The following is a 25,961-nucleotide window of genomic DNA, read 5'->3' on the forward strand; positions in this document are numbered from 1 at the left end:
GGTGGAGGTCGGCAGGACCAGCGATTGCTGGCAGGCGTGCGTCTGGTCCTGTCGGCCGGTTATTGGGTGCGGAGCCGCAGGTAGCGGCGGTGGCGGGTGTCGTCTGGCCCCATCTGGTGGGGTGCGGAGACGTAGACGAGCCGCCCGGTTTGGTTGGCGGCGTGGAGCATCACGGCCAGGTCCTCAGGGGTGCCGACGATCCACATTTCGGTGTATTGGGCGGCGCGCTGGTTGCTGGCGCGGGCGTATGCGCGTTCGCGGGTGGTCATGCCGCCACCCCCAGGTCTGCCGTGGTGGCGGGGGTGGTCAGTGCGGTGGGTCGGCGGATCCAGGCGGCGTAGTCGGCGATGCCGGCGATCTGGCCGTCGGTGAGGTAGGCGACCTTGATGGGCGGGGGACGCCGCCTTCGGCGATGAGGTACGCCGCTCCTTGGTTGGTGGGCTGGATGTCGGTGGCGGAGTAGCCCTGCTCGGCCCAGCCGTGACCGAGCACGATGTTCGAGCTGTTGGGGGTGGTGCAGCGGAACGCGGCGCGGTAGCCGAACAGGTCCCGCAGGCTGGTGGGGATGATGTCGAAGCTGGGCCGCTGAGTCGCGGCCACGACGGGGATGCCGGCGGCCCGGCCCCGGGCGACGAGGTCACGCAGCAGGGCGACGAACTCTTCTTGTTCCTGCTTGGTGCCGACGGTGGCGGAGTAGAAGGCGATTTCGTCGACGAGGACGGTGATGACCGACAGGCCGTCGAGGGCGGTGAGCTTGCGGCGCCCGTGAGCGCGCAGCCAGGCGTAGCGGTTGTTCATCACGACCTGGAGCCGTCGCAGGACGGTCAGGGCTTCGGTGATGTCGGGGCCGATGAACGCGTCGGCGCAGTCTTCCCACTGCCCGAGTTCGACGAGCTTGCCGTCCAACAGGACCAAGCGGCTGTCGACGGAGAGGGCGGCGTGGGCGGCGATGGTGTTGAGCAGGCCGGACTTGCCTCCGCCGGGTTCGCCGCCAGCGAGGAGGTTGCGGTAGGCGAGGGTGATGTAGACGGGCTGACCGAACTCGTCGATGCCCACGAAGATGGGGTCGAACATCGACAGGCCAGGCCCCACCGGAATACCGGCAGTCGGGGCGGTAGCGGTGGTCATGCTGTGCCCTCCTTGGGCTTGGTGGGCGCGAGAAGCCACACGGACGAGCCGAGATGGCTCCTCGCGTCCCGGTTGGTGTGGTGGGTTAGATCCAGTCGGAGACGTCGTCCTCGGGCGTCGAGGACGTAGCCGCGGGCTTGGTGCCGTTGGCGGTGGGGGCCGGCTTCTTCGTGGCCGGGTTGCCCTGGGTGGGCAGGGTGATGGTGGGTGCGTCGACGTCGGGAAGGTCCAGAGCCGTCGGTACGACCGGCATCGGCCGGTCGGCGGCCGGGGTGGTCGGGTCGATGACGTCGACTAGCGGAGACGACACGTTGGCCGTCAAGACCTCGCGGCGTTTGATGTCGAACCGCAGGTAGGCGGAGTTGCCGTCGGAGGCCCGCTCGACGAGGGCGGTGGAGGCGTGGCAGGCGACCGCGATGCGGTCGAGGCGGCCTTCCAGGTCGGTCATCGAGAGGCCGGGGCGTAGGTAGACCCAGACGCGCTCACCGACTGGGGTGGGCTTGGCCCAGAGGATCAGCGGCAGGCTGCCGGACTGATTGGCGATGATGAACTGCGCGAAGCACACGCGCAGGCGGTGGCGGACCACGAAGACCCAGATCCAGGCGACCAGGGCGCGGCGGGTGGCCGGGATGGCGGCGGGGACGCCGACGACCAGGGCCACGACCACGAGGGTCACCGGGCCGGGAGTGTGGTCGGCCAGCTGCACCCAGAAGGTGATGGCGGCGGTGGTGAGCACGATCTCGGGAAGCCACCACCACAGCAGCCGCAGCACCGGCCAGATGCGCACCAGCACCCAGGCGAGGCCGCCAGTCGGGACGCCGATGAGCGCGCCGACGATGAGGGCGAGGATGGGGTGCATGTAAGAAGCGGCCACCACGGCCGCGAGAAGGCCGACGATGACCGCCGTCAGGATGAACGCCAGGCGAGCATTCCTGGCCGAGGAACGGTGAACCTTGGCCTCGATGACCGTCACCGTTGCGCTGCCGCGCCCGAAGGGGCGGCGGGGGCTAGACTTGGACACGACGAGTCCTCCCTTGCACGAGGGTGGATGAGTTGGAGGGCACGGGGTCGGCAGATGTAGGAGTCGGACCGACCCCGCGCCAGCTCTCTTACGGGGATGCCACCACCACAGGTGGTGACGGGCCGGGAATGTAGGAGTCGAAACCACTCCCGGACCTTGGATCTCAGATCAGCGGACCATCAGGCCGCTTCGCGTCAGACACCAGAGGCTCACACAGCGCGGTGAGCGAGGGACCTACTTAGCCGCCGACGTACCAGCCTTCGGCTTCAGCGAGATGGCGCGGAACGCGACGCCGTTACGCCCGTTGGTCGCCCACGGAATGGCCTCCAACTGCTCGACAGCGACGAGCTGTCCCACCGTCACGCCCGGCTTCTCACCCGCCGTGGTGATGGTGATGATCTCGCCGCCGGTCTCGTCGAGAACGAAGACCTGGGTAGACCACATGAGCCGGCCGGTGTTCTTCTCCGACCGCTGGTTGCCGTTCTGGTCGTTCTTCGGCTCCGGGTCCTTCGTCACCTGGACCTGCTTGCTCTGGGTGTCCACGTACAGCTTCATGTCTGCTCCTTGGGCAGAGGGCTTAGTTGCCCCGGGTGTCTCTCACCCGTGCATCAAGAAAAACGCATGCCGGGCTGCCCAAGCAGGTGGCGGGACAGGACGCACACGGCGAGGGATGGCCGGTAGTGACGAGGGATGACGCACCCCTTGCAATTGACACAACAAATAGGGCATGGTGGATCGGGCGAATTGTGTCTGCGTACCGATCGGGGATGGTTCATGACGCCGCTACGGCAAGCGCGACAAGACAAGGGTTGGTCGAAAGCGCGGCTGGCCCACGAACTGGAGCGGCTGGCGCAGGGGCGGCACACACTGGCGACACGGGCCAGCCTGCTACGCATGATCTCAGCGTGGGAAAGCGGCGAACGAGACGCGTCTGACCCGTACCGCTCTCTGCTGTGCGAGGCATACGCACGGGACGCCGCCGAGCTGGGGCTCAGTGGCGGAACGGACCGGGTCCGTTCTGACATCGGCCTCATCTACAGCGCCTCGTTGAGTCAGGCCGCGTCAACCCTTGGCGATTTGACGCGGTTCGACGACATGAAGCACACCGCCGTGACCCTCGGCAAATACATGCCGGACGCGTTGAACGCAGCTTGCCTCGACTGGCTCTTTGGTGCTTCTGTGACGGACCTCCCGACTAGCGGCCAATCAGTCTCTCCATACGATGTAGAAGAAGTCCGCGCAATGACTAGCACCTTTGACGGGCTTGACCGGAAATTCGGCGGCGAGCACTGCCGAATGATGGCAGTGCGATACCTGCGGGACCGCGTCATCCCGAAGGTTCATGCGCCGAAGCCAGCACCTATTGAGCGGGAACTGTTCAGTGCGACCGCAGTGCTTTGTGAGCTGATCGGATGGATGGCCTACGACACATCGCGGCACTCTTTGGCGCAGCGGTACTTCATTCAAGCACTGCGTTTCGCGGAGGCAGCCGGTGATAAGGCTTATGCGGCCTACGTTCTGACCAGCATGGCTGACCAGGCCCTGTACCTTCGCCGACCCGACCAGGCACTCCGACTCGCCCAGGTAGCCCGGGACACAAGCACCCGGGCCGGCATGCCGGTCGCAGTTACCGAAGCATGCATCTTCGAAGCACGAGCCTTTGCCGCCCAAGGCGACGTAGCGGGCTGCACTGCGGCGCTGCTTCGCGCGGAGCAGAGCTTCAACCAAGTTGTCCCAGACGAAGGCCCCGAGTGGAGCAGGCACTGGGGTGATGTGCTGTTCGCCAGCCATGCGGGCACCTGCTGGGTCGAGCTCGGCAAGGCCAAGGAAGCACGGCCCATGCTGCAACTAGTCTGGGAGAACACGAAGGACCAAGCCCGCCGGCGCGTCTACGGTGCCGTCCAGCTGGCTCGCGTGGCATTCCTAGACGGCGACATCGAGCAGTCAGCAGCCTTTGCAACGACGGCAGTCGAATCGGCCGCCGGGCTGACGTCTCATCGATCCCGAGAGCACCTGACACAGCTTCGGCGGCAGCTCGCACCGCACGAGCGGCAGGCCGCCGTCAGGGACTTCCAGCAGCGCGCTGATTTGCTCCTGGCCGGCTGAGGTGCATGAGGTGACCCTGCCCGGTGTTCAGTACGGTAATGCCGTGACGTTGGCCGAGGACCTCCTCGCTGAGGGCGAGCCGGAACGCGAGTTCAACCCAGGCATCGCTGGGCGGCTGCCCCGCAAGCGGGTAGCCGGCGGCGCCCTGATCCGTGATCCCGCCGGCAGGGTGCTGTTCGTGGTGCCGGGGTACAAGCCGTTCCTCGACATCCCAGGAGGCGTGGCCGACGCCAATGAATCGCCGCTGGCCGCGTGTCGCCGGGAGATCCGCGAAGAGATCGGCCTCGATCTCCCTGTCAACCGACTGCTGGTCGTCGACTGGATTCCGGCTCACGGAGTCTGGCCCGACGGCATCATGTTCATCTTCGACGGCGGGCAGCTCGACGAAGACCAGGCCGCTGCCCTCAAGCCGACCGATGACGAACTCAAAGGTCTACGGTTCCTGGCCTACGACGACGCGGTGCCGCTTCTCCGGCCGTCCATGGCACGCCGGGTACGAGCTGCACTCGACGCACTCGACGATGACCAGCCGCACTACGCCGAGTTCGGCCGGTCCCAGTAGCCAAGCTGGCGGCCGGCTGCCGGCGATGTCGGGTCTCAGGACGTGTGTGACAGAGCGGTCTCAAGACGTGAGTGACACTTTCGGCTAGGCGATCTAGAGATCCTGCGTCCAGACGCCCATTGGATGGTCCTCGGGCCGCTTCCAGAGCTGAGGCTGACAGTGCTGGAGAGGCTCGCCGCTCTCGTGGTCCCAGTGAAACCGGCCCTGACGATCGGGCCAGATGACTTGCAGGAAGGGCAGCGGTGGCCTGCGATAGAAGGCGATGGCCTGGCCAAAGAACGCCTTGTACCAGCGGTAGTCGATCGACTTGAGGTGGACCGGGTACCGCCTGATGACACCGTCGCGCACCTGCTCGGCCTCTAGAGCGACACCGTTGGCCGCCTTAGTGCCCAGGTCGTTGAGGCACGCCTTCAACACATCAACGTCAAGGCCGAACATAGCGAGTTCCGGCATGCGGAGGGTGTGCCAGAGCCCGACCGTGTAGGCCCAACCAGGTCCCTTGTCATCCTCGGGGATCATCTTGACGCTCCAGCCGTGCTGCTGGATGTGCCCGATCGTTCGTAGCTCCATCGGGTGCCGATCGGCTGAGTCGCCGTAGTCGTGGCAGAGGATGCAGTGGCAGACCGACTGAGCTTGATTCACGCCGTGATCGTAGGGCCGCGTGACGCCGTCGCCGCTCCGGGCGTTACGCAGGTCCTGATACCGATCTGTCACGCAGGTCCCGAGACCGGACAGCCGGCTGCCGGCGAAGTGGTTCAAACTTTCTGTACGTCTTCAAGGCGGCCCTGAACGGGCCGCACGCGCCGCCGCCTGGGCGCGCGTCCGTCGCTCCGCTGGCGCTCCGACTCCGGCCACGCAACACGCCCGGCGGCTGGCGCGGAGAGCGGAAAGCCCAAGTGGCCGCCGCAGAACGACAGAACGTTGACTGTGGGTGTGGTGGGCCGGCAGCCGGCCGGGCCGCGCGGCCACGAGCCCGCGCGGCGTAGGGGAGCGCACGCCGGCCGCGTCGGCGAGCTGGCGGCGGGTGGCGGGGTTGCGGTTACTGCGCCTCCGGCGGGGGCGCTCGGGCTCCGAGATGGTTGCAACCCCGTCGGCGGGTTGCGGTCCGTGGGTGGTTGCGCGGGCCATCCCGCCAGCCGACGACCCGGGCAAGCCGAGCAGACCACCGCCCGACCCGCCAGCGTCCGACCGTGCGTCAAGGCCGTCTTGACGTGGCGGGCCGGGCGGCGGCCCGCTCCCCAGGAGGGCGGGTCGACGGCAGACGGGATGGCAACACCGGTCGGGGCTGCTGCCGCCGGCTAAAGCAGGGTGGCTGCGCTGTCGTACATGGGACTGTTCTGGTGGGTAGCGCAGCGACCGCCGCCGGTGGCGTTGCCGCACCGCTGCCCGTTCTTCTTCCGAGCTCCGCACTGCACCGCTGGATCGTGGACGTGGCAGAGGCCCGACGGGCGTGGGTTGATGGGACAGGGAGCGCCCTTGCGCGTGGTGGCGTGGCAGCGAGAAGCCGCGGCTGGTGCTGGTGCTGGTGCTGGTGCTGGTGCTGGTGCCGCCGCAGCGAGCGCCGCGTCCGTCTCGGCGCGGGAGTAGAGGAGCCGGCCAGCGACGCGGCGGCGGGTGGTGGGTATGTCAACCAGGGCGACCGGTCGCGGCACGATCCAGGTCCGTGGGCTACCCCAGCGAACCCAGACTGCGACAGCTCCCGCGTCGGCTTCGCAGAGCAGTTTGCGTGACGACCATTGCTTGTCGGTCCTGTCGATCTCGACGGCGATCGGTGGCGCTCCTAGGCGCTCACAGACCACGTCGAGGTAGCCGGGCCGGTCCGGATGCGCGCCGGGCAGGCCCGCGATGCTAGGGACTTCCCGCCGGACGCGCCAACCGTGTGCAACGCCCCAGTCCACAACGCCTTGCGTCAGTGCCGTGGTGACCCGTGGTGCTGACCAGTCAGTGAAGGAGAGGGGCGCGAGCCACTTGGTCAGGGACTCAGCTGCCCGCGACGAGCGAAGCGCCAGATCCATAGAAAAAGACTAGCGTCTCTGTGTGACGGATTGACTACCGCCTGATCTACCCTCTTTGGCGGGTGTATGAGTTGGCGGCAGCGCGAAGGGAGTCCAGGGGTGGGATGGGTGCAGTGGTTGATCGCGGTAGGACTGATCGTCTTCGTGGGCTGGGGCATAGTCTTCTGGATCATGCAGCGCCGTGCAGGGAGCCACAAGTCGCATTACTCGGATGGCTGTGCGAAGCCCCTGGTTGAGAAGGCGTTCCGCGCTGACGGTTCTCCCAAGAACATCCTCCCGCGACCAGGCGACGGCGAAGTCGACGACTTGGAGCACCTTCTCGAACACCGGAGGGAGCGTGAGTGACGACCAGCGCGGACACCAGGTCGCGGCACGATGGCCAGCAGGTCGAAACGACCTGTTGGTTGCCTTGCGAGCAAGGGGTCTCAGGTTCTTCAAGCGAGCCCACGACTCGGAACGTCACGGGTACTGGCGTCGATTGAATCCGAGCGGGAGCATTGGGCGATGACTTCGCCTCCGAAGCTCCGTCCTGGCGGCTCCGCGATGCTTCAACTGGTCCAACTTGTTGCCCTAGCCGGCATCGGCTGGTACGCGATCATCCCGTCGTTCTATGAAACCAACGGCTGGAAGACGCCGTCAGTGATGCCGTCCGAGCCACGGTGGGGCCTCGCTCTCATCCTGCTCGCGGTCGTCGTGGCGACCGTCGCCGCCGGCCGGCCCCGACGTATCGCCCGTGCCATTAATCCCGCAGTCTCCATGAGCGAGGAGTCCGATGTGTCAGACGACGAACTGAGTGATGAGCAGTTTCAGAGCGCCGCGCAGCAGCTCGGCGACGCGTTCACACGCCTGGACCAAGAGTTTCTAGCGATGCTCACCCCAGAGGAGCGCGCCGCCCAAGCGAAGGTGCGATTCGACCTCTACATGCACGTCGACAAAGTCTGGGAGGCACCCAAACACCGGGGAGAAAATTCGGTCGACGTACCGGGCTACGATGCAGTCGCTGGCATGCGGGACCTGCTAATGACTCTACTCGTCAACGCCCAGGACGCCCAGCACGCCGCCGACGACGTCCCCGAACTCTACAGCGTGAAAGTGGTCGTGACAAAGGACGAGGAGGCATAACCACCGCAACTGCTCGTCAAGGGATCGGGGTTGACGTCCATAGGAGCATCGGGATGGTAAGTGCGGTGGGCAGCCGCGTTCTATGATCCCGGTTGCTCCGGGTCTTCAAGAGTCTTTTGCCTCTCGACGAGCCGAATTACCAACGCGATCGAGGCAAGGTAAATGTAGAACAGCCACGCCCACCACAGTTCTCGATCGTAATCCTTATACTGATCCGGCTTATTGTGGCGAATCCAAAACTTGTTGGCAATCTCGAAGAAGGCACCCTCATCTTTGGGCAACAAATGCGTCTTCACGCTGGGTCGGTAGTGTTCCAGCACGTCGGCCAGATCGCGAATTGCATCTCGGCGGTCGGTTGGCGTTGCACCTCTCCTCCGAAACTTGCTAATTGCCGCTTCGACGAGAGTCCGGTTATGCGGATCCACCCCTTTGGGTGCACTCTTCATTAGCGCCTCGGTACCAGAAACGAGGGTGCGCTCAATTACGCCGTCTTGGCCTAGTTGAAATCCAATCTCGCACCGTCGCAGGATAGTATTGATCCTCCTACGGTACTCGTCCTGAGCCGGCCCGGCATGGAAGCGCGAGTAGTGCCAGCCGCAGCCGGAGTACGAGTGGAAACCCCCTGCCGTCTCGTCCCCCAAGGAAACGCGGTCGTAAAGATATTCGATCATGTCGAATAGCGTGTCCTCGTCCCATGATTGAACCTCAGCACTAGACAAGGGCCATACAATTTCCCGACCGAGATCCAGAAGGATCCGGTCCCCGATCTCTTCGCCCATCAACCCCGGCACATAGCCAGCGTCAACGCAGTCATATCCGAAGTATTCTTGCAGAAGATTGCGACGGTCAAAGTCCTGCACCAATACGAGAAAGAGACGGCGAACTGCCGCTTGCCCGATCGAGCCACCAGGTCGACGGCCTTGCCGTTCGGACCAGTAGGTCCGATCCGTATCAGGATTCCCAGGATGAGGCTCCATGCAACATCTCCTAGATCTCTCCGAAGGCATCAGCAAAACGACGTGCTCGTTCAAACAAACGGCTAGCTGCCAGTGAAATCCGGCTTCAAGGGAAGTTTGGCGAATGACCGGTCCCGCAGCAGTTCCAGGGTTACAGCGTTCTCAGGGAACTCACTTAGCCACTTAGTAACGTTGGTGCGCGAGCAACCAGCTTCTAGACCCGCAAGGGCAAGAACGCGCCGATGAAGCGGGTTCTCAGCGCGTTTCACGGCTTCGGCAATCACAACCCGCGCCTCCGTACGATTCCACTTGGCAAGGCGCTGGGCAGCCACGGCAGTCATGGGTAGAGAGGACCCACCTCGGGACAGGATGGAGGCGAATTCTTCTTGAATGGGGCGACCGACTTTGCCGCGCGACGGAAACATGGTGCCGAGCTGGGCTGCCGCCCACTCAACCTTAGACCATGGCTTGCCGAGATATTCGATGTACCAGTCCTCCATATCGCCAGTCCTCTTAGCATCCCTGAAGAGCCGCGCTAGCGAGTCAGCGCCTTGCGGCATTCGCATGGCGACTTCTATGAAATTGTCGACCTTCGTAAAGTGCTTGTAGGTTCTCATCCGGGTAGTGGCGAACTTTAGCGAGGTGCGACTCGCGGTTTCTTTGGCATCAACTAGCCGCTCCACCAATTCATCGAGACGCTTAGTGACGAGCTTCTTTTTGAAGAGAAGCTTCCCGAATAGGAGCTCCTCGTCGATTGCGCTGTGTTCGACCTCGCGCGCACTGAGGGCGACCTGCTTCCCCTCTAGCAGTTCAGTTTTTCCGGAGTTCATGTGCAGGCCCATGTCATTGAGTGCACTATTGATCTCAACCTGGGCGCGGCGGAGATTGCCAGCGTCCTCACCGAAGAGCCACACATCATCCATCCATCGGACGAAGCTACGCCGCTTACCCGAGTCGTAATCAACCTCGGATGAATGGTGATCCAGAACCTCGTCTAGTTGCGACAGGTAGAGGTTCGCGAGCACAGCTGATGCCTGGAAGCGTTGGGGGATGCCGCTCCGACCGGAGACCTTGGTCCAGCTCTTAAGACGAGGCACAAGATGATCGATGATGGGTCGAGCGCTCGCCCGAGTAACTTTGCCCTCGATCTCCTCAATCAACCGATCGACCGGGACGCTCGCAAAGCAGGAAACGATATCGGTTTTGAGCGCTACATCGAACTTGCCGGCCAAGAGGGACAAGTAGGAGCGGTAATTTTCCCACTGCTTGTCGTTCGGAGAATAGAGGCCCGCAGTCATGCCCTTAACCGGGAGCCGCCAGCCATACGCATTGCGATGCATCCCGCCGATCAACGGCACGCTGAGGTGACCAACAAGCGCCTGATAAGCAAGTCGGTCGAGCGGGTCCATAACCATCGCCGGCCGGATGCCGAAATTCTCCTTTGGGACATCAATCTTGGAGATGGCCCGGACATCAGTGTTTTGTAGGCGCTCCTCTATGAGGTCACGTCGAGTGGAAACCACCCAGTCCAACTCGGGCCAGCCCCATGGGTCACGGAACCAGTCACCCAACAAGTCCTGGTGACACGCAACCAGAGCCCTATCCAGGTCCAGTGATGAGGCCCAAGACACGACGCACCCTCCTCGATCGGGCAAGAGTCCCAATCCTCGCTGAGGCGACCCGGCTTGGCCAGCCACTATTGGGCCGTCGCTGGGCCGTCAGGGCCGTCACCGGGCCGTGGAACGCCGACCAATGATGACCGACGACCAGCAGCACCCGGACAAGCAGCAGATCAGCCGCCAGTGAGGGCGGCTGACCTGGTGGGCGACGGACGAGTCGACCTGTACGCCGGATACTGCTGAAGGAGAGTTGGGGCTCTGGTTTCGCCCGGGTCAGTCGCAGGCGGTGCCGTCGCCGTCACGGTCCAGGGCCTTGCGATACCCAGGTTCGCCCCGCTGGATCGGTGCCGCCCCCGCCGCGCGCGCCTCGCTGCAGTTGGCGTAATAGACATCGCCGCTGTCGTCGCCGCCGGACGAGCCGTCATCCGCGTACTCCGGGTCGTCCGGAAGGTCGCACGCGAAGCCGTCGCCGTTGCGGTCCAGGGCTTTGCGGTACCCAGGATCGCCCTTCTCCAACACGAATACGCCAGCGGCCTCTACAGCGTCGCAGTCGGTGTAGTAGACGCTCGGCGAGGGCTTCGGCTTAGGCGAGGCGGTGCGCGCGGGGGAGGCGGACGGAGCCAGTGAGGCGAGCTGCTGCACCGGCGGGCTCGCGGAGGTGGCGGCATTCGTCGGGGCCGAGGACACAGCGTCCTTCGGATCGTCGTCGCCGAAGACCGCGCCGCAGCAGCAGCCGACGAGAAGCACGACGCCGACGACCAGCCCGCCGACAGCCTTGGGACTGAGGGGCTTCTGTGGACGGGAGGTTTTCACGTTGGGCAGTGTGCACCTCCAGTCCGGCAACCCCGACCTGGATGTCCGCTCCCTGACAGCAAATCGGTGCGTGAGGTTATCGACGCCCGCCGAGTAGCCAAGCGAGCAGCCCAAATCGGTGAGCGTCGGCGAATGCTCGCGAACGGGCGCACCAGGGTCGGGCGAAGGTCCAGGGCGGCGGACCAGCATTCCGCAACCGACTCGTAAATGCATAGGTCGGGGTGACAGCAACGGCGACAGCAACCGAGGCGCGCGGCACCGTCCGGACTCTGCTACTAACCACCCGCACGGCCGAGGCGAGGAAGAACGGACCATAACCCCGGCGGTGCCTCTTAATCCGCGGGTTCGGGGTTCGAGTCCCTGGCGGCGCACCAGCAGTAACACCCTCAGGGCCGGTCATTAAGACCGGCCCTGAGTCCTTTTGGTGACCCCTACGCCAGGCATCGAACAGATAACCGAGCTTGTCTGTGGTCGACCGCTGGGGCTGCCGGGGCACCTCGACGCAGATCAGCCTCGTGATGGTCGGGGAGCTGCGCCCCAGCAGTCCTGGATCTTCTCGATCGGTACGCCCCGTTCGTAGAGCAGCGTTGCGCACGAGTGGCGTAGATCATGGAAGCGCACCCGACGCAGCCCGGCGGTGTCGAGGAGAAGTGCCGGTTGAGGTTGCGCGGTTCGATCGGCGTACCGATCGTGGTGGTGAAGACCAGGCTGTGCTCCTTCCAGTCCTTGCCACAGGTGCGCCGCTCCGCCTTGTGGCTCAACCTTCGTGAAGACCTCGGGGTTCCACCCCTAACCCCGGCCCTCAGGGATCCGCCAGCATGTTGAGTTGCGCGTGTGACTAGTCGCGCGTGAGTCCTGGCGGAAGGGCGTCTTCGTCGGTCCCGACCCGGCGAGCGTTGACCAGCAAATTGTCGTGCAGGGCGGCGATCAGTGCGGCGGTCCCGCCGATGTCGGTCCATACGTCGTCCCAGAGGGCGGAGACGAGCCAGGAGTGATCTGCAGGGAAGAACAGATCGGGTAACGATCCCCTGCCGGCGCGCATGTGGCCGATCCGCCAGGTGAGGGCTTGTTCGGCTCCGGCTTCGACCAGCACGTAGGGCCAGCTCCAGTAGAGCGACACCTTCGGAGCGAGGGGGAAGACGATGTCGTGGGCGCCTGTGTCGAGATAGCCCAGCCACCAGGGCTGGTCAGGGGTGTCCTGGGTGAGTACGTCGATCACCGCGCGTTCATGGGCTTGGACACTCACGCCGTCGGGCGGGTAGAAGGTGGCGTAGGCGTCGAACACCGGCGGTATCGCTGTGGTGATCGAGAAGCCTTCCGTGGTTTTACCAACGATCCATGCGACGTCGCCGGCCGTACCGATCCGCCAGCTTCGCCCGTCCTTGGTGACCTCCATGGAACCCATCATGATGGGATCGACCTTGGTCGTGCGGCGTCTCGCGTCCTCGGGCGCGAGGCCCGGTTCCGGTTCGGTAGACATGCCTGCTCTCTGCTCGGCCACCCGCCGGGCGCGCCGTGGTCGGTATTCACGAAGCCGGGTCTGTAGGCCGCCACCTCGACTACGCGCACATAGGTCGAGGGAAGCAGACCGCGTGCCATCAGCGTGCCATTGGGCGAGGACGACAGGGGCCAGCCGAGGCCGCGAGAGACCGCCAAGACCAGGCCGCCAAGCCGGTGGCCCGGTTCCAGCCGCGACCTGGCCCGTCCGTGGGGCTTCCCCATGGCCGAGACATTGGCTCTGGCTCTTCCCGGGGCGTGGCGTCCAATGGATCGCGCGGGAAGATCCATGCCGTGGATGTCCCCGAGCTTCTTCGTCGAGCTGCCTGTCGCGTGCCCGCGGTCGCGACGGGTGCGGCCGGCACGACGGTGGCCGACGTCAACGAGTACCTCGACCACGACGAGTGGGAGGTCGCGTTGGACATCCTCGTGGAACTGGGCGACGCGTACCGCACCGAAACCGCTTACTGGGATCTGCTCGCGGAGGCAGCCAGGATGATGTGGCTGTCCCGGACCGAGCGGTGGTGCCACTGGCGCCGCTCTGAGGTCGTCCACGGAGTGGTGCGGGTGGACCTTCAGCTCGTGGATCCGGACGTCGCCGGCGGCAGGCGGACTCCCATTCCCGGCGACGGGCGCCTCCGTCCGTTGTGGGACATCGGCGATGTGACGGCGGCGGGCGAGCCGGACCTGTACGTCGCGCGGCTGTGGGTCGAGGCACAGCCGGATCTGCGGCCCGGCGGGAGAGCAGTTGTCCGCCTGGCTCCGCTGAGTCCACAACGATGGCGACGTCTGGCGGCCGGCGACGTGATCACCATGCACGAACAGAGGCCGGTGGTCGGGACCGCAACCATCGTCGAGTCGGTGCTCCCCGTTGGCGATGATCGCAAGGCGTGACGGAGGGTGACGCGGGCGGGTTCGGCTGTCTCGGTGTTGACCTGATCGCGGGCGGGTGGCGGCGCCCCGGAGGCTACCGGGTTCGACGTCGACGTGGCCTATAGAGATCGTCCACCTGAGGCCGGTGCAGATGATCCTGGCCATTCGCGGCGACGGGCTGCCCATCACGTTGTGTAACGAGCGATCGACCCGCCGCCAACCCGCCCGCCGACAGCTCCGCCGCACCTTCACCTGGACCTGACCAACCCGATCTCAAACACGCTCTAAGATCGGCGCGGTCGATGATCGGGGAGGCATGGTGGGTTCCATCAGTGTGCCGTATGGCAATTCGGGCAACACCGGAGAGTGTCCTGGGCCTGGTGTCTCGGCGAACCCGGCGATCCGGTGGCGGTTCGTGGCCGACGACACGGTGGAATGGGCGCCGACGATCGCCGACGGCGTCGCCTACTTCAGCGACGCGAGCGGAACCGTTTACGCCGTCGACGCGGAAACTGGCCTGCTGGGGTGGCGTTGGCAGGAGGACGACCCGATCGGCGCCGCAGCGCCGGTCGCCGTCTCAGACGAGCTGGTCATCGTCGAGTACGAGGAAGTGGGCTTCGCCATCGATCGCGCCACCGGCAAGCTTCGGTGGACCCTCGATCCCATGGAACGTCCGTTCATAGTTGATGATCTACTCGTCACCGTAAGCATCGACGGTATCCGTGCTTACCAACTCGATACCCGTGAGGTCCGGTGGGAGGCTGCCGTCAGCAGCCCCGATTTCGGTCTCCTCGAAGGTCGGCCGGCAGTCGCTGATGGGTTAATACTCGTTACGGGAGGCTTCGAGGGCAACCACTCCCACGGCGGGCTTGCCGCAGTCGATCAGAAAACCGGTCGCGTCGTATGGGAGATCGGTTCGGAATATGCTCCTTGTCCGCACGGCTATCCCGGGGGGAAGGAGTGGGTAACGATCGACCCCTACCACGCCGCTGTCGCCCGTTCCTTGGTGTGGGTCCCGACCAGTCGATGGCACGACGAAGCCACGTCCGAGTTCGCCGCGTACGAGGTGCGGACCGGACGCGAGCATTGGCGCCTGGCTCCCCCGTGGGCAGGTAAGGGCGAGGCGGTTTCGGGCGCACTTGTCGTCAGCGCAGATCTCCTCTACTGCCAATACGACCGCACGCGGCTCGACGCCGTCGATCCTGCCACCGAATCGCGGCGCTTCTCTTACCACGTCGAGCATCCGATTACTGGTACCCCGGTACTCGCCGGTGGAATTCTGCACGTTGCCACGGAGGACGGGGCGCTAACCGCAATAGACGCCACCACCGGGACTCTGATCTGGACTACCACCGCTGATGCCGAGGAAACGGACTGGGCGGAGTACGAGTTCAACGAGTATCGAGAACAAGCCCCCCAGTTCACCCTTTTCGATGACGGAATTTACCTCCGCAGACGGAACACGGTGATCGCCCTTGGCTGACGATCACCTGTGGTCGCACCCGCTCGACCACACCCGCTCACGGCACGAGGATGGCACCCGTCACGACACCAGTTCGCGACATCTGCACGAGGTGGGCTCTCGGGTAGGACAAGCGACCAAGGTGGACGCCCCCACCGGGAGCCTCGTTGCTGCCATACCCCTCTTCGATCGCACTTCCCAACCGCACGCTCAACCACCTCGCCGGGCTGATCCGCACCCACCGCCACCAAAACCGCTCGCCGCGCAGATTTACACCGCGCATGTCGCGGGTCGTACGTGAACCTGAAGAATGCGGATCTGGCTCATACGATTTGAGAGCGTGTTTGAGATCGGGTTGGTCAGGTCCAGGTGAAGGTGCGGCGGAGCTGTCGGCGGGCGGGTTGGCGGCGGGTCATGCCGGCGATGGCGGCCCAGCGGACGATGGCGTCGGAAACTTCGGGGTGGCGCTCGTAGTCCCGAGCCAGCCGGCGGCAGGCGGTGAGCCAGGCCAGGGTGCGTTTCCACGACCCAGCGGCGCGGGTGGACAGCGAAGCCGCGCTGGTCGGCGGGCTTGCGGACGATCTCGAGGGTGGTGCGCAGGGTGTCGCGGGTCCAGTCGACCAGACGGCCGGAGCGCACCATGTGCAGGATCGCGTTGACGATCTCCCGCCGTGGGTGCTTCTCCCGGCGGCCGTCCGTGTTCGGCTCCGGCAACAGCGGCTCGATCAGCGCCCACTGGCATCAGTCAGGTCTGAGGGGTAACCGCGACGCGCGGACACCGCGCCACCCTGCCCGCCGCGGCAGCCGCTGTTATGCCGCCACACCGTCTACGTCAGAGCTCCTCAAACACGCTCTAAGTGGGCAAGGGGTGCGATCTGCCTGCCCCTGTGGGTCATTCTCTCAAACGATAAAAAGCCCCGTCGAAGCCTGAGAGCCTATATATGTAATTACCGCCTTCGTCGCCTTCTACGGAGTAGATTCTGAAGGTAACGTCATCGCCGCGAACGATTCCCAGGAAGTCCCCCTTATTTGCATTCGAGTAGTTGTTCGCAAAATTAATCACATAGGTTTTGTTCTCTATTGTTATGTATTCGTATTCCGGCCCACTGGCGGTTCCAATTACTTTTGCGCCTATCGTCTGTCTGTAAACGAAAAAGAGCAAAAGCGCAACTATGCATACGGCCACCCCCAAGATCATCGACTTGTGCATTCTTTTAATGTCGGCACCTCCTTGCTCTGGGCCGGCTCCGGTAAGCCACGGACGCGGCGCCGTGATCGTGGACACAGGCTACCCAGCCGGTGGGGCGGTGTGCGTTGCCGGCAGCCGGGATGCTGGCCGAGACGCGGTCGTCCGTGGGGTTTGCCATGGCCGTCTTCTGGCTCTGGCCCCTTCCGGGCGTGGCGTCCGATGGAGCACGCGGGAGGATCCATGCCGTGGATGTCCCCGAGCTTCTTCGTCGGGCTGCCTGCCCGGCGGGAGAGCAGTGGTTCGCCTGGCTCCGCTGGGCCCACAGCGGTGGCGAAGTCTGGCGGCTGGCGACGTGATCACCATGCCCGAACAGAGGCCGGTGGCCGGGACCGCGACCGTCGTCGAGTCGGCGTTCCCGTTGACGACATGTGACGGAGTGACGGCGGGCGGGTCCAGCCCTTTCTCGGCGTCGCCCGGATTCTTCGAGCACTCCGCGTGGAGGTGGGCGTTCGATCGCAGGCATGAAGGCCGGTACGACATTCCACGCCGGATGCACCCGGCTCCATCTGGGACGGGTGGCCGGCCAGCGAGCGACGTTCGACCGGCGAACCGACGGTCGAGGCCGGCCCTGACCCCTTAAGTCACCCCTGCCGCCGAGAGCGGCAGGGTGGCCGCCGAGGCAACGTCCTGTCATGGCCGGGCCGCGGTCGTAGGTCAATGAGACAAGTAGCCGATGTGCGGACGTTCACATGGGCGGCATGGCGGCACCGCATGAGAGCATAAAGATCATGGAGGTCAGGACCGGAACCGGGCAGGACACCTTACGTGTTGCAAGCCTGCACACCGACAGTTGGCAGGCGGCGTGTGCCGGACTGATGCCGGCCAGCTACTTGGAAGGCCCGCTACGGGACCAGCAGGCAGACATGTGGAAGAGCCGGCTGGCGCCCGCGAATCAGCGCGACGGAGACACGGATGGCGGCCACCTGCTGATCGCCGCGCACGGCATCGACCTACTCGGCTTCGCCTACCTCATCCCCGGCTCCGACGGACGGGTCCTGCTCGACAACCTGCACGTCGACCCGGCACGCACCGGCGGCGGTATCGGACGCTACTTGCTACGGCACGCCTTCACCTGGGCGGCTACCACCCACCCTGGCCAACCCGTGTATCTGGAAGTGCTACGCGACAACACCCGAGCGATAGCCTTCTACACCAAGGCTGGCGGGCGCCCTACAGCAGCCCGCATGGTGCGCTTCCCCGCAGGGTTCGAGTTGCCCGAGATTGAGTACACCTGGGATGCGGACGCCATCAGCGCCTATGCCGCAGGAGCGGGCCGGACCTACCCGGGGTCATGCGCGTAATGCGGTGCACATGAGTAGTCCTGTCATCGCCGCTGGACGGCGACACTCGTTGGGGCTGTGTGCCGATGGCACCGTGGCGCCTGTGACGTCGGTGCTTGGCGGGACGTTGTGGCAGTGGCGGCTGGGAGTTACCACACCGTCGGAGTCACCGCGGCTGGCCGAGTCGTGGCCGTGGGCAGCAACGATTCCGGCCAGTGCGACGTAGCCGACTGGCGCGAGATCGTCGCGGTGGCGGCCGGATCCACCCACACTCTCGGACTACGTGCGGACGGAACAGTTGTCGCCGCCGGAAACAACGAGCACGGCCAGTGCGACGTCACCGGCTGGGACGCGATCCGGTCGCCTAACTAGATCCTGCACGGAGGCTTGCTCTGCTGCCGGTCCCGAGCCTCCAGAGGGCAAGCAGCCGGAGCAGGGCCGAGGCAAGTCAGATTGGGCAAGAGGGGCACTCCCGATCCGCGGGTTCGGGGTTCGAGTCCCCGGCGGCGCACCAGCAGTAAAGGCTCCGGCCGGGTGCTCCTCCGCCTTGTCGGCCTCTTTCGGGTCCGATATCGGGTACGCGGTGGCGTGCCCACCCCGCGCCCACACAGGTTGAGAACACATGCGCACCACGGCCGGCAGCCCCGATACGATCCTCGTCTGCATCCGGGGGAACTCCGGCTCGGGCAAGAGCAGCATCGCGCGAGACCTGCGGCGTCGGCATGGCCGGGGCTACGCTCTGGTCGAGCAGGACTACCTGCGCCGCATCCTGTTGCGCGAGCGGGACGAGCCGGGCGGTGCGGCGCCGGCGCTGATCGCACAGACCGTCCGGTTCGCGCTCGACCACGGCTACCACGTGGTGCTGGAGGGCATCATGCACACCAGCCGCAACCGGGGCATGCTGACAGGCCTCCGCGACGGCCATCGGGGGCGGTCGCTGTTCGTCTACCTCGACGTGTCCCTGCCCGAGACCCTCCGCCGGCACCTCACGCGCCCACAGGCCGGCGAGTTCACCGCCGACCACATGAGCGGCTGGTACGCCGCCCACGACGTCCTCGGCTGGCCCGACGAACTCGTCCTTTCGGAATCCACCACGCTGGAGCAGGCCGTGAAGGGGATTGCCGCAGCGGCCGGGCTACCGCAGACCGGACGCGACGACGACGCCTTCCCGATCGTGCCGTAACCGCGCCGGCAGCCCGGCGACGCGCGCTGGCGGGTCCGGCGTGATCGTCTGCTGTGCCGAGGCCAAGGCGCACAAGGCAGCGATGGCCGGTCAGGCTCGTGCCGTTACGCCTGCGCGAGCCAGTCCCTGACGACAGCGAGGTCGCGGGCGGTCAGGCCGCGACGTGGGTCGACCCGGTGGAGCAGGGCTGGGCCGTGGTGATGGGCGGACACCCAGACGCGATCGGCAGGGGAGATCTCGTCGTCGACCCAGACGAAGGGACGGGCCTGCGCCCACTCGACCAGCCCGCGGGTCTTCCAGTGCAGGGCGCCGCCGTCCTCGTCTGAGTCGGGCCAGTCCACGACCGGCAGGGCCGGCAGTCCGAGCAGCGGAGCCAGTACGTCGTTAGCGTCGCTCATCCAGGTGGACGCCCACACGAGGTCGCACGGCAGGGCGGACAGCAGGCGGCCGTGTTCCGGTTTGACCCTGTGCAGCAACGGGTGGGCGTCGTCCGGCTGAACCTGTTCACGGGTTTGGCTGCGGGGCAGGCCCGGCGGTGTCGCCGAAGACGTTCCGAACGGGATGAGAGTGCCGTCCACGTCGAGGAACAGCAACGGACGCTGCACGGAGGCGGACATGGCCCAGAGACTAGCCCTCGGCCCGTGACCGGGAAGCTCGCGCACCTCTGTACGGCCTGCTTGCTGAACCAAGACGGCGAAGTCCAGGCGCCGACCATGGCCGGGTGTCTTCTGGGGCCGGAATCGCGGGAGCGTCCCGCGGAAACGGGGAAGCCGCGTGCCGGTCGCGGACCCGTCGCGGTGGACCTGGGAGGTGGGCGGTGGCTGTCACAATCGAGCCGTGTCTACCCCACGGCGTCGGTCCTCCCATCCCGCGATCATCGGTGCGGTCATCGCCGCGGTGGCCACGGTGGTTGCGGCGGCCATCCCGGTGGCGCTGGAACTCGTCCGCGACACCGGGGGCGGTGGCGCCGCGCCGCAGGTCCAGGGCAGCCCGTCCGTCGTGCCGTCCCAGGTGGTCGGCCCTCAGGCGACCGCCGGACCCGGTTCCTCCGCGGCGCCCACGTCGAGTGCCCCGTCGAACGCCGCGCCGGTCGAGGCCGAGGTGCGCTCCCTGGTCGAGATGCCCGAGGTGGACGACTGGGAGGGCTGGCAGCAGGAGCCGCGTACCGTCGCCGGCAGGCGGCACGAGACCGTGCTCACCGCGTCGCCGTGTTGGTTGAACGACCACTACACGGCCACGTTCGTCGTCAGTCGGCAGTACCGGCTCCTCGAGGCGGCCGTGGGGATCGCGGACGACTCGCCGGGAGCGCTGCCCCTGCGGTTCACCGTGCTGGTCGACCGGAAGAAGGTCTTCACCACGACGGTGGGCCTCGGGAAGACCCGCCCGGTCAAGGTGGACATCAGTGCCGCGACCCAGGTTTCCCTCCAGGTGAGCACCACCAGCGTGGACCAGTGCCACGGCGACAGCATCGGCACCTGGATCGCCCCGCGGCTGCACCGGTGAGCGCTGGGCCGAATGCCGATTCTTGCCTTTGACCGTTGTCGATCAGCTGGCCGGCGGGAACGACCCTCGGCTCGCGGTGGAATTCCCATATTCGGCATGCGTACCGGTTCGCGCTGCCGAATTGGCGTGGTGGGGCTTCGGCGACCGCGCCCCTCCGCGTCCGGGTCCGACGCGGCCGTCGTCGCGCGGGGACGGGCGTGCGACGGGACGGCGGACCCCCCGATCCGCCGTGGGTTGCGCCACCTCGGGCGACGCAGCGTCCCCAGTGGAGGCGTTCTGCTTGCCGCGTAATCACCCCTAGCTGGGAGCGGCATTCCGTTCGGGAAGCCGATAGGGTCGACAAGGGATCATCTCCGCTGCGTCGCCCGGCCGACGGGTGAATTGCCGGGGGAGCAATTTCCGAGGGAGAGAGGCCGAACATGATCCGCAAGCCGAATCTGTCCGTGGACGCCCGGTACGTCCTGCCGTCCTTCGCCGAGCGGACGTCGTACGGCATGAAGGAGACCAACCCGTACAGCAAGATGTTCGAGGACCGGATCATCTTCCTCGGCACGCCGGTCGACGACGCCGCCGCCAACGACGTGATGGCGCAGCTCATCACGCTGGAGGCGACGGACCCCGAGCGGGACATCACCATGTACATCAACTCGCCGGGCGGCTCGTTCACCGCGATGACGGCGATCAACGACACCATGCGCTACGTCCGTCCGGACGTGCAGACCGTCTGCCTGGGCCAGGCGGCGTCCTCGGCCGCGATCCTGCTGGCGGCGGGGACCCCGGGCAAGCGGATGGCGCTGCCGCACTCGCGGATCCTGATCCACCAGCCCGCGATCGAGGGCGTCCAGGGCCAGGGCACCGACCTGGAGATCCAGGCCCGGGAGATCATGCGGATGCGGACCCAGATGGAAGAGATGCTGGCCCAGTACTCCGGCCGGCCCCAGGAGGAGGTCTCCCGCGACATCGAGCGGAACAAGATCCTCACCGCCGACGACGCGGTCGCCTACGGGCTGGTCGACACCATCCTGCGCAGTCGGAAGAAGAGCGCGGTGAAGGTGGGGAACTGAGCTGACCCGCCGGGGTCGACGGCGCCCACCGGCCCGTCGACCCCGGCGCCGGCCAGGCTCACCCGGCCAGGCTTGCCCGGCCAGGCTCACCCGGCCAGGCTCGCCCGGCCAGGCCCGTCCGCCCGGGCCCGCCCGGGCCGGGTCCGGTCGACCTGGCGCGCCCGGGGTCAGTCCCGTGCCGCCAGTCCGGCCTTGTCCGGGGCGGGCGCCGGGTCGTCCACCGCCCGTGCCAGGTCGCCCGCGAGGTGCGGCTGGTAGCCACCGCTCGCGGTCCACCCGCCGTCGAAGCGCACGGTCGTGGCGGTCAGGTAGCGCAGCTCGTCCGCGGCCAGTGCCCGGATCAGCTCCGCCACCTCGGCGGGCTCCGCCAGGCGGCGCTGCGGGGTGCCCCGCACGATGGTCTCCTCGTCGAGGAGATTGCGGTGGATGCCGTCCATCACCAGCGGCGTCCGCACGTAACCCGGGCTGACCGCGATGACCCGGATGTTCTGCGCGGCCCACTCCACCCCGAGCACGTCGGTCAGCATCGCGACACCGGCCTTCGAGGAGCAGTACGCGGCCCCCTCCACCATCGCCAGGTGCGCCGCCACGGAGGCGATGTTGACGACCAGCCCACCGGCCCGTCGCAGGGCGGGGAACATCGCCCGGCAGCAGTAGTACGTCCCGGTCAGGTTCACCCCGATGACCCGCTCCCACGCCGCCGGGGCCAGCTCGGCGGCGAACCCGCGCCCGCCGATGCCGGCGCTGTTGACCAGCAGATCCGCCCGGTCGACCTCCGCCGCCGCGGCGGCCACCTGCTCGTAGTCGCGTACGTCGACCTGGCGCCCGGTCACCCCGTCCGCGTCGCAGCCGCGACGGTCCCAGCCGATCACGCGCCATCCGTCGTCGACCAGCCGCCGCGCCACCGCCGCGCCGATCCCGCTGGCCGCGCCGGTGATGACGGCCAGCCGCTGCCCACTCCCGTGCAACCTGCCCTCCCTGTGTGCGAAGTTCAGTTCGGGGGCAGCCGCAGCCGGGCGATGCGGCGCTCGCCGTCCAGGGCGCGCATCGCCCGGGCCAGCGTCGCGACGTGCAGTTCGTCCTCGCCGCGTTCGAGCATGGTCTCCGCCGTCACGCCGATCGCCTTGGCCTCCGCCACCAGCGCCTGCGCGGCCAGCACGCATCCCCGTACGTCGAAGTGGCCGCTGTCCCGGGCCGGGTTGAGGCGGGCGACCAGGTCGACGATGCGCAGGTAGCGGTCCACGAGTTCCTGCTCGGCGCGGGTCAGCGCGGGAAGCTCTCGTTCGGTCATGGTCGTACCTTGTCATTCCGGCCCCGCCGCTGCCAGCCGCCGAGCACCTCGCGGCTGGCGTGGGCCACCTCGTCGAGGACGGCCTGGAACGCGGCGAGCACCGCGTCGTCGGGGCCTCCCGGGGCCGGCGGGCCGTCGGGGTGGACGGCGCCGTCGGCGCCGGGCAGCGCGGCGAAGTCCGGCCGCAGCCCCTGTACCCACAGCGCCGCGGCGAGCCGGGCCAGCGCCGCCAGCCCGTCGGGGCGTCCCTTCGAGGCGCTGACGACGACGTGCCGCTGACCGTGCAGCGTGTCGCGGACGAAGGCGGCGAGGCTGCCGTGGCCGACCTGCACGAAGACCCGGGTGCCCTCGTCGTGGAGGCGCTGCACCAGCTCCCGGAAGCGGACCGGCGAGACCAGGTGCCGGACCAGGAGCCGGCTGAACGCCGGCTCGTCGTCGGGATAGCGGTCCACTGTGGTCGCCGACCAGACCGGTACCGTCGCGGCCCGCAACGGGACGGCCCGCAGGATGGCGGCCACCGGGTCGAGGTAGGGCGCGAGCATCGGGCTGTGGAACCCGGACCGGAAGGGCAGCACCGTCCGGGGCACCGCCGGGTCGGCGATCCGGGCGAACGCGGTGTGGATCGCCGCGTCGGTGCCGCAGAGCACTGTCTGCCGGGGGCTGTTGTCGTGGGAGATGACCACGTCGGCCACCCCGTCGATGAGCCGTCTCGCCTCGGTGACCGGGCAGCCCACCACCGCGAACGCCACGTCGGGCAACTGGTAGGCGTCCGGCCCCATCCCCCGGGCGAAGTCGTCGAATGCCTCCGCCGCCCACCTGCCGGCCGCGAACAGGGCGCTCCACTCCCCGGCGCTGTGCCCGGCGACGAGGTCGGGGTGGATGCCCATCCGCCGCAGCGCGCCGTCGAGCAGCCGCCCGGTGTGCAGCAGGTCCCAGGTCCGGCCGCCCACCGTCCCGGTGCGGTCCGGCTGGTAGCCGGGCAGGCCGAACGCCCCGGCCACGTCGTCGAGCGGCGGCCGGTCGTGCGCGGACAGGCCCGGGAAGAGGAACGCCACCCGGCCCGGACGGCCCGGCCGCAGCACCGGCTCGGTGGTGTACCAGAGGTCGGCCGGGCCGTCCCAGGACCGTTCCCGCAGCACGAGTTCCTGGGAGAGGGCGAGCCGGTCCGGGGTCGGCGTCAGCAGCGCCAGCCGGCACGGCAGGTCCGGGTCCTCCGGCTCCGCGGGGTGCGGTCCGCCCCGGGCCACCGCCCGGAGCCGGTCCGCGAGCCCCGCCGGGGAGGACGCGGCGAGGCGCAGGACGGCCGGTCCCGACGGGCGGGGGTACGGCGACCGGGCCGGCTCAGTCATCGAACTCGGCGGGCCGGAACGGGGCCGGGTCGCCGGCCACGTACAGCACCTGGTGAACGTCGCGCGGGCCGTCGACGATCTCGCGGATCAGCGCCTCGACGCCCGCCTCGGGGTCGATCACCTCGATGCCGCGGCGCGCGTACTCCCGCTCCAGTTCGGCCGAGACCATGCCACCGCCGGCGGCGGCCCACGGGCCCCAGGCGACCGCGAGGGTGCGCCCGGTGAAGCGGTCGGCGGCGGCCAGCGCGAGCGTGTCCAGCGCGTCGTTCGCCGCCGCGTAGTCGGCCTGTCCCCGGTTGCCGAACGCGCCGGAGACGCTGGAGAAGAAGAGCAGTAGCCGCAGGTCCGGCTTCAGCGCGTCCAGCAGGACCCGGGCGCTGCGCACCTTGGCGTCGTAGACGGCGGAGAAGGATGCCTGGTCCTTGTCGCGGATGAGCCGGTCGTCGACCGCCCCGGCGCCGTGCACGACGACGTCGATCCGGCCGTGCCGGCGGTAGACCTCGTCGACCGTGGCGGCCAGGCGGGCGTCGTCGCGGATGTCGAACCGGTGGTACCGCACGGAGGCGGCGTGCGCCTCGAGCCGGTCGAGGACGGCGCGCAGCTCGCGCCCGGCGAGCAGGGCGCGCAGCCGGCGTTCCACCTCGGCTGGTGTGCCCGCGCCGGCCGCGAGCAGGGCACGGCGCAGGTCGACCGGGTCCGTCAGGCCGGCCGTGGTGGCGTCCTCGGCCGACTCGGGCGGGGCGGTGCGACCGACGATCTCCAGGTGGCAGCCGTACCGTTCGGCGAGCGCGACCGCCGTCCGAGCCGTGATGCCCCGCCCGCCGCCGGTGACCAGCACCACCGAGTCGGAGTCCAGGTCGAGCGCGCCGGAGCCGGTGGGGAGGTCCTGCCGGACGTACCGGCGGGTCACCCGGGACCCGCCGGGCAGACCGACGACCCCCCGGGGCGTCCCGCCGGCCACCTCGTCGACGATCCGGTCGGCGACCGCCTCCGCGCCGCCCTGGGGGTCCACGTCCAGCAGGCGGACCCGGGTCTCCGGGTACTCGTGGGCCACGGTGCGGACCAGTCCGGCGAAGCCGATCCCGGCCAGCGCGGCGTGCTGGCCGGCCGGGGCCGTCTCCGAGTCGACGGGCGCGAAGCGACCGCCCATGGTGGTGACCACGGTGACGTCCGGCACGCCGGCGGTCAGCAGCACGCGGAGCCGGTCGTACGCCGCCGGCAGGGCCGGCTCGCCGGCGGCGTCCGTCACCGGCAGCAGGATCGCCAGGTCGAGGTCCTGCGGCGCGGTCGCGGCGTCGACCGTGTCGACCCCGGAGCGGGTCAACCGGCGGCGCAGCGCCTCCGCCAGCTCGGGTGCGCCGCCGAGGACGACGGCGACCCGCCCGGAGAGGTCGGCGGCGGGCCGGGTCGGCGCGGGCAGCGCTCGCAGGGCGGGAACGTACCGGTCGGGCGCCCGGCCCGGGGCCGGCCCGCCGGAGGTCGCGGTGTCCGGCGCGGCCGGGCGGGTGTCCTTCGTGGCCTGTGTGGTCGTCGTGGTGGGGGCGGGTGCCGGGACGCCGGCGGCGGCCGGGGTCGCTTCGGCCGACGCGGGGTCGAGCGGGGGAAGCTGCGCCACCAGGTCGGCGATCGTGCGGGCGCCGACGAGGGCGGACAGGCGCGTCTCCGGTCGCGGCACCGCCAGCCGGCGCAGCAGCGTCTCGGCCAGCTCCGTCCGCTTGATCGAGTCGATGCCGAGGTCGGCCTCCAGGTCGATGGTGGGGGCGAGCATCTGCGCGGGATAGCCCGTCCGCTCGCTCAGCAGGTCGACGGCGAGCCCGAGGACGGTGGTCGGGCCGGTGTCGGACGCCTGGACGGGGGCGGGGCGGGTG

General features: G+C 67.7%; 26 protein-coding genes, 1 tRNA gene and 3 pseudogenes. 13 read left to right on the top strand and 17 right to left on the bottom strand.

Translation table 11 applies throughout. The features are described from left to right. Window positions 1-59: 59 nt before the first annotated feature. The 4 genes and pseudogenes from ACSNOB_RS16925 to ACSNOB_RS16940 all read right to left on the bottom strand — a co-directional run bounded on the left by ACSNOB_RS16925 (window position 60) and on the right by ACSNOB_RS16940 (window position 2,704). On the bottom strand, window positions 60-269 hold the full coding sequence (locus ACSNOB_RS16925) for a hypothetical protein (protein ID WP_436687518.1): 210 nt from the start codon (window positions 267-269) through the stop codon (window positions 60-62). Next, window positions 266-1,128 (bottom strand): annotated as a pseudogene (locus tag ACSNOB_RS16930) (FtsK/SpoIIIE domain-containing protein). The gene ACSNOB_RS16925 and the pseudogene ACSNOB_RS16930 overlap by 4 nt, the downstream one beginning before the upstream one ends. A gap of 85 nt (window positions 1,129-1,213) precedes the next feature. Then, window positions 1,214-2,149 (bottom strand): hypothetical protein, encoded by a 936-nt coding sequence (locus ACSNOB_RS16935; RefSeq protein WP_436687519.1) that lies wholly within the window; start codon window positions 2,147-2,149, stop codon window positions 1,214-1,216. Window positions 2,150-2,383: 234 nt separating this feature from the next. Further along, entirely contained in the window at window positions 2,384-2,704 is a 321-nt protein-coding gene (locus ACSNOB_RS16940; protein ID WP_089003163.1) for a hypothetical protein, read from the bottom strand. A 219-nt stretch (window positions 2,705-2,923) separates the two neighbouring features. Here ACSNOB_RS16940 and ACSNOB_RS16945 point away from each other — a divergent pair, with 219 nt between their 5' ends. Beyond that, entirely contained in the window at window positions 2,924-4,255 is a 1,332-nt protein-coding gene (locus tag ACSNOB_RS16945) for a helix-turn-helix domain-containing protein (RefSeq protein WP_436687520.1), read from the top strand. 10 nt (window positions 4,256-4,265) lie between these two features. Then, window positions 4,266-4,817: an NUDIX domain-containing protein gene (locus tag ACSNOB_RS16950; RefSeq protein ID WP_436687521.1), complete on the top strand. Its 552-nt coding sequence runs from the start codon at window positions 4,266-4,268 to the stop codon at window positions 4,815-4,817. 93 nt (window positions 4,818-4,910) lie between these two features. On the opposite strand, the gene ACSNOB_RS16955 is transcribed toward ACSNOB_RS16950, so the two are convergent. Continuing rightward, window positions 4,911-5,459: a DUF4262 domain-containing protein gene (locus ACSNOB_RS16955; protein ID WP_436687522.1), complete on the bottom strand. Its 549-nt coding sequence runs from the start codon at window positions 5,457-5,459 to the stop codon at window positions 4,911-4,913. A gap of 1,481 nt (window positions 5,460-6,940) precedes the next feature. On the opposite strand from ACSNOB_RS16955, the gene ACSNOB_RS16960 reads away from it, so the two are divergent. Further along, window positions 6,941-7,177 (top strand): hypothetical protein, encoded by a 237-nt coding sequence (locus ACSNOB_RS16960; RefSeq protein ID WP_436687523.1) that lies wholly within the window; start codon window positions 6,941-6,943, stop codon window positions 7,175-7,177. A 159-nt stretch (window positions 7,178-7,336) separates the two neighbouring features. After that, entirely contained in the window at window positions 7,337-7,954 is a 618-nt protein-coding gene (locus ACSNOB_RS16965) for a hypothetical protein (RefSeq protein WP_436687524.1), read from the top strand. An 80-nt stretch (window positions 7,955-8,034) separates the two neighbouring features. On the opposite strand, the gene ACSNOB_RS16970 is transcribed toward ACSNOB_RS16965, so the two are convergent. From ACSNOB_RS16970 to ACSNOB_RS16980, 3 genes are all read right to left on the bottom strand, one after another. Further along, entirely contained in the window at window positions 8,035-8,931 is an 897-nt protein-coding gene (locus tag ACSNOB_RS16970; protein ID WP_436687525.1) for a hypothetical protein, read from the bottom strand. A gap of 62 nt (window positions 8,932-8,993) precedes the next feature. Next, the gene (locus ACSNOB_RS16975) at window positions 8,994-10,481 is read right to left on the bottom strand and encodes an RNA-directed DNA polymerase (RefSeq protein WP_436687526.1); all 1,488 of its coding nucleotides are present in this window, start codon (window positions 10,479-10,481) and stop codon (window positions 8,994-8,996) included. A gap of 321 nt (window positions 10,482-10,802) precedes the next feature. Next, a complete protein-coding gene (locus tag ACSNOB_RS16980) occupies window positions 10,803-11,342 on the bottom strand; it encodes an excalibur calcium-binding domain-containing protein (RefSeq protein ID WP_436687527.1) in 540 nt (179 codons plus the stop codon). A gap of 296 nt (window positions 11,343-11,638) precedes the next feature. On the opposite strand from ACSNOB_RS16980, the gene ACSNOB_RS16985 reads away from it, so the two are divergent. Next, window positions 11,639-11,716: transfer RNA gene (locus ACSNOB_RS16985), tRNA-OTHER, on the top strand. A gap of 133 nt (window positions 11,717-11,849) precedes the next feature. On the opposite strand, the gene ACSNOB_RS16990 is transcribed toward ACSNOB_RS16985, so the two are convergent. Both ACSNOB_RS16990 and ACSNOB_RS16995 read right to left on the bottom strand, forming a co-directional pair. Continuing rightward, on the bottom strand, window positions 11,850-12,077 hold the full coding sequence (locus tag ACSNOB_RS16990) for a tyrosine-type recombinase/integrase (RefSeq protein WP_436687541.1): 228 nt from the start codon (window positions 12,075-12,077) through the stop codon (window positions 11,850-11,852). 103 nt (window positions 12,078-12,180) lie between these two features. Next, window positions 12,181-12,822, bottom strand: coding sequence for a hypothetical protein (locus ACSNOB_RS16995; RefSeq protein WP_436687528.1), 642 nt, complete (start codon window positions 12,820-12,822; stop codon window positions 12,181-12,183). 311 nt (window positions 12,823-13,133) lie between these two features. On the opposite strand from ACSNOB_RS16995, the gene ACSNOB_RS17000 reads away from it, so the two are divergent. From ACSNOB_RS17000 to ACSNOB_RS17010, 3 genes and pseudogenes are all read left to right on the top strand, one after another. Then, window positions 13,134-13,733 (top strand): hypothetical protein, encoded by a 600-nt coding sequence (locus tag ACSNOB_RS17000; protein ID WP_436687529.1) that lies wholly within the window; start codon window positions 13,134-13,136, stop codon window positions 13,731-13,733. A gap of 298 nt (window positions 13,734-14,031) precedes the next feature. Beyond that, window positions 14,032-15,195, top strand: a complete 1,164-nt coding sequence (locus ACSNOB_RS17005) for an outer membrane protein assembly factor BamB family protein (RefSeq protein WP_436687530.1) — start codon at window positions 14,032-14,034, stop codon at window positions 15,193-15,195. A gap of 146 nt (window positions 15,196-15,341) precedes the next feature. After that, window positions 15,342-15,452: pseudogene (locus ACSNOB_RS17010) on the top strand (IS5/IS1182 family transposase); the annotation flags it as partial. 349 nt (window positions 15,453-15,801) lie between these two features. On the opposite strand, the pseudogene ACSNOB_RS17015 reads toward ACSNOB_RS17010, so the two are convergent. Continuing rightward, window positions 15,802-15,935 (bottom strand): annotated as a pseudogene (locus ACSNOB_RS17015) (transposase); the annotation flags it as partial. A 131-nt stretch (window positions 15,936-16,066) separates the two neighbouring features. Then, a complete protein-coding gene (locus ACSNOB_RS17020; protein WP_436687531.1) occupies window positions 16,067-16,459 on the bottom strand; it encodes a hypothetical protein in 393 nt (130 codons plus the stop codon). A gap of 653 nt (window positions 16,460-17,112) precedes the next feature. On the opposite strand from ACSNOB_RS17020, the gene ACSNOB_RS17025 reads away from it, so the two are divergent. From ACSNOB_RS17025 to ACSNOB_RS17035, 3 genes are all read left to right on the top strand, one after another. Beyond that, window positions 17,113-17,724, top strand: coding sequence for a GNAT family N-acetyltransferase (locus ACSNOB_RS17025; protein ID WP_436687532.1), 612 nt, complete (start codon window positions 17,113-17,115; stop codon window positions 17,722-17,724). A gap of 114 nt (window positions 17,725-17,838) precedes the next feature. Then, the gene (locus ACSNOB_RS17030) at window positions 17,839-18,075 is read left to right on the top strand and encodes a hypothetical protein (RefSeq protein WP_436687533.1); all 237 of its coding nucleotides are present in this window, start codon (window positions 17,839-17,841) and stop codon (window positions 18,073-18,075) included. 250 nt (window positions 18,076-18,325) lie between these two features. Further along, a complete protein-coding gene (locus ACSNOB_RS17035) occupies window positions 18,326-18,886 on the top strand; it encodes a kinase (protein ID WP_436687534.1) in 561 nt (186 codons plus the stop codon). Between the two features lie 104 nt (window positions 18,887-18,990). Here the strand turns inward: ACSNOB_RS17035 and ACSNOB_RS17040 are convergent, their stop codons facing one another. After that, a complete protein-coding gene (locus ACSNOB_RS17040) occupies window positions 18,991-19,503 on the bottom strand; it encodes an HAD domain-containing protein (protein ID WP_436687535.1) in 513 nt (170 codons plus the stop codon). A gap of 220 nt (window positions 19,504-19,723) precedes the next feature. Between ACSNOB_RS17040 and ACSNOB_RS17045 the strand changes: the two genes are divergently transcribed. Both ACSNOB_RS17045 and ACSNOB_RS17050 read left to right on the top strand, forming a co-directional pair. Beyond that, window positions 19,724-20,389, top strand: a complete 666-nt coding sequence (locus ACSNOB_RS17045; RefSeq protein WP_436687536.1) for an NPCBM/NEW2 domain-containing protein — start codon at window positions 19,724-19,726, stop codon at window positions 20,387-20,389. 419 nt (window positions 20,390-20,808) lie between these two features. Then, window positions 20,809-21,453, top strand: coding sequence for an ATP-dependent Clp protease proteolytic subunit (locus tag ACSNOB_RS17050; protein WP_393111591.1), 645 nt, complete (start codon window positions 20,809-20,811; stop codon window positions 21,451-21,453). A gap of 167 nt (window positions 21,454-21,620) precedes the next feature. Here ACSNOB_RS17050 and ACSNOB_RS17055 read toward each other — a convergent pair whose 3' ends face one another. The 4 genes from ACSNOB_RS17055 to ACSNOB_RS17070 form a co-directional block, all read right to left on the bottom strand. Continuing rightward, window positions 21,621-22,421, bottom strand: a complete 801-nt coding sequence (locus tag ACSNOB_RS17055) for an SDR family NAD(P)-dependent oxidoreductase (protein ID WP_436687537.1) — start codon at window positions 22,419-22,421, stop codon at window positions 21,621-21,623. Window positions 22,422-22,444: 23 nt separating this feature from the next. Then, window positions 22,445-22,744 (bottom strand): hypothetical protein, encoded by a 300-nt coding sequence (locus tag ACSNOB_RS17060; RefSeq protein WP_436687538.1) that lies wholly within the window; start codon window positions 22,742-22,744, stop codon window positions 22,445-22,447. Continuing rightward, window positions 22,741-24,093, bottom strand: a complete 1,353-nt coding sequence (locus tag ACSNOB_RS17065) for an acyltransferase domain-containing protein (protein ID WP_436687539.1) — start codon at window positions 24,091-24,093, stop codon at window positions 22,741-22,743. The genes ACSNOB_RS17060 and ACSNOB_RS17065 overlap by 4 nt, the downstream gene beginning before the upstream one ends. After that, the coding region (locus ACSNOB_RS17070; protein WP_436687540.1) for an SDR family NAD(P)-dependent oxidoreductase at window positions 24,086-25,961 on the bottom strand (1,876 nt) is incomplete at its 5' end. The genes ACSNOB_RS17065 and ACSNOB_RS17070, both read right to left, overlap by 8 nt.

This window comes from Micromonospora sp. URMC 106, from assembly GCF_051386395.1.
Classification (GTDB): domain Bacteria; phylum Actinomycetota; class Actinomycetes; order Mycobacteriales; family Micromonosporaceae; genus Micromonospora.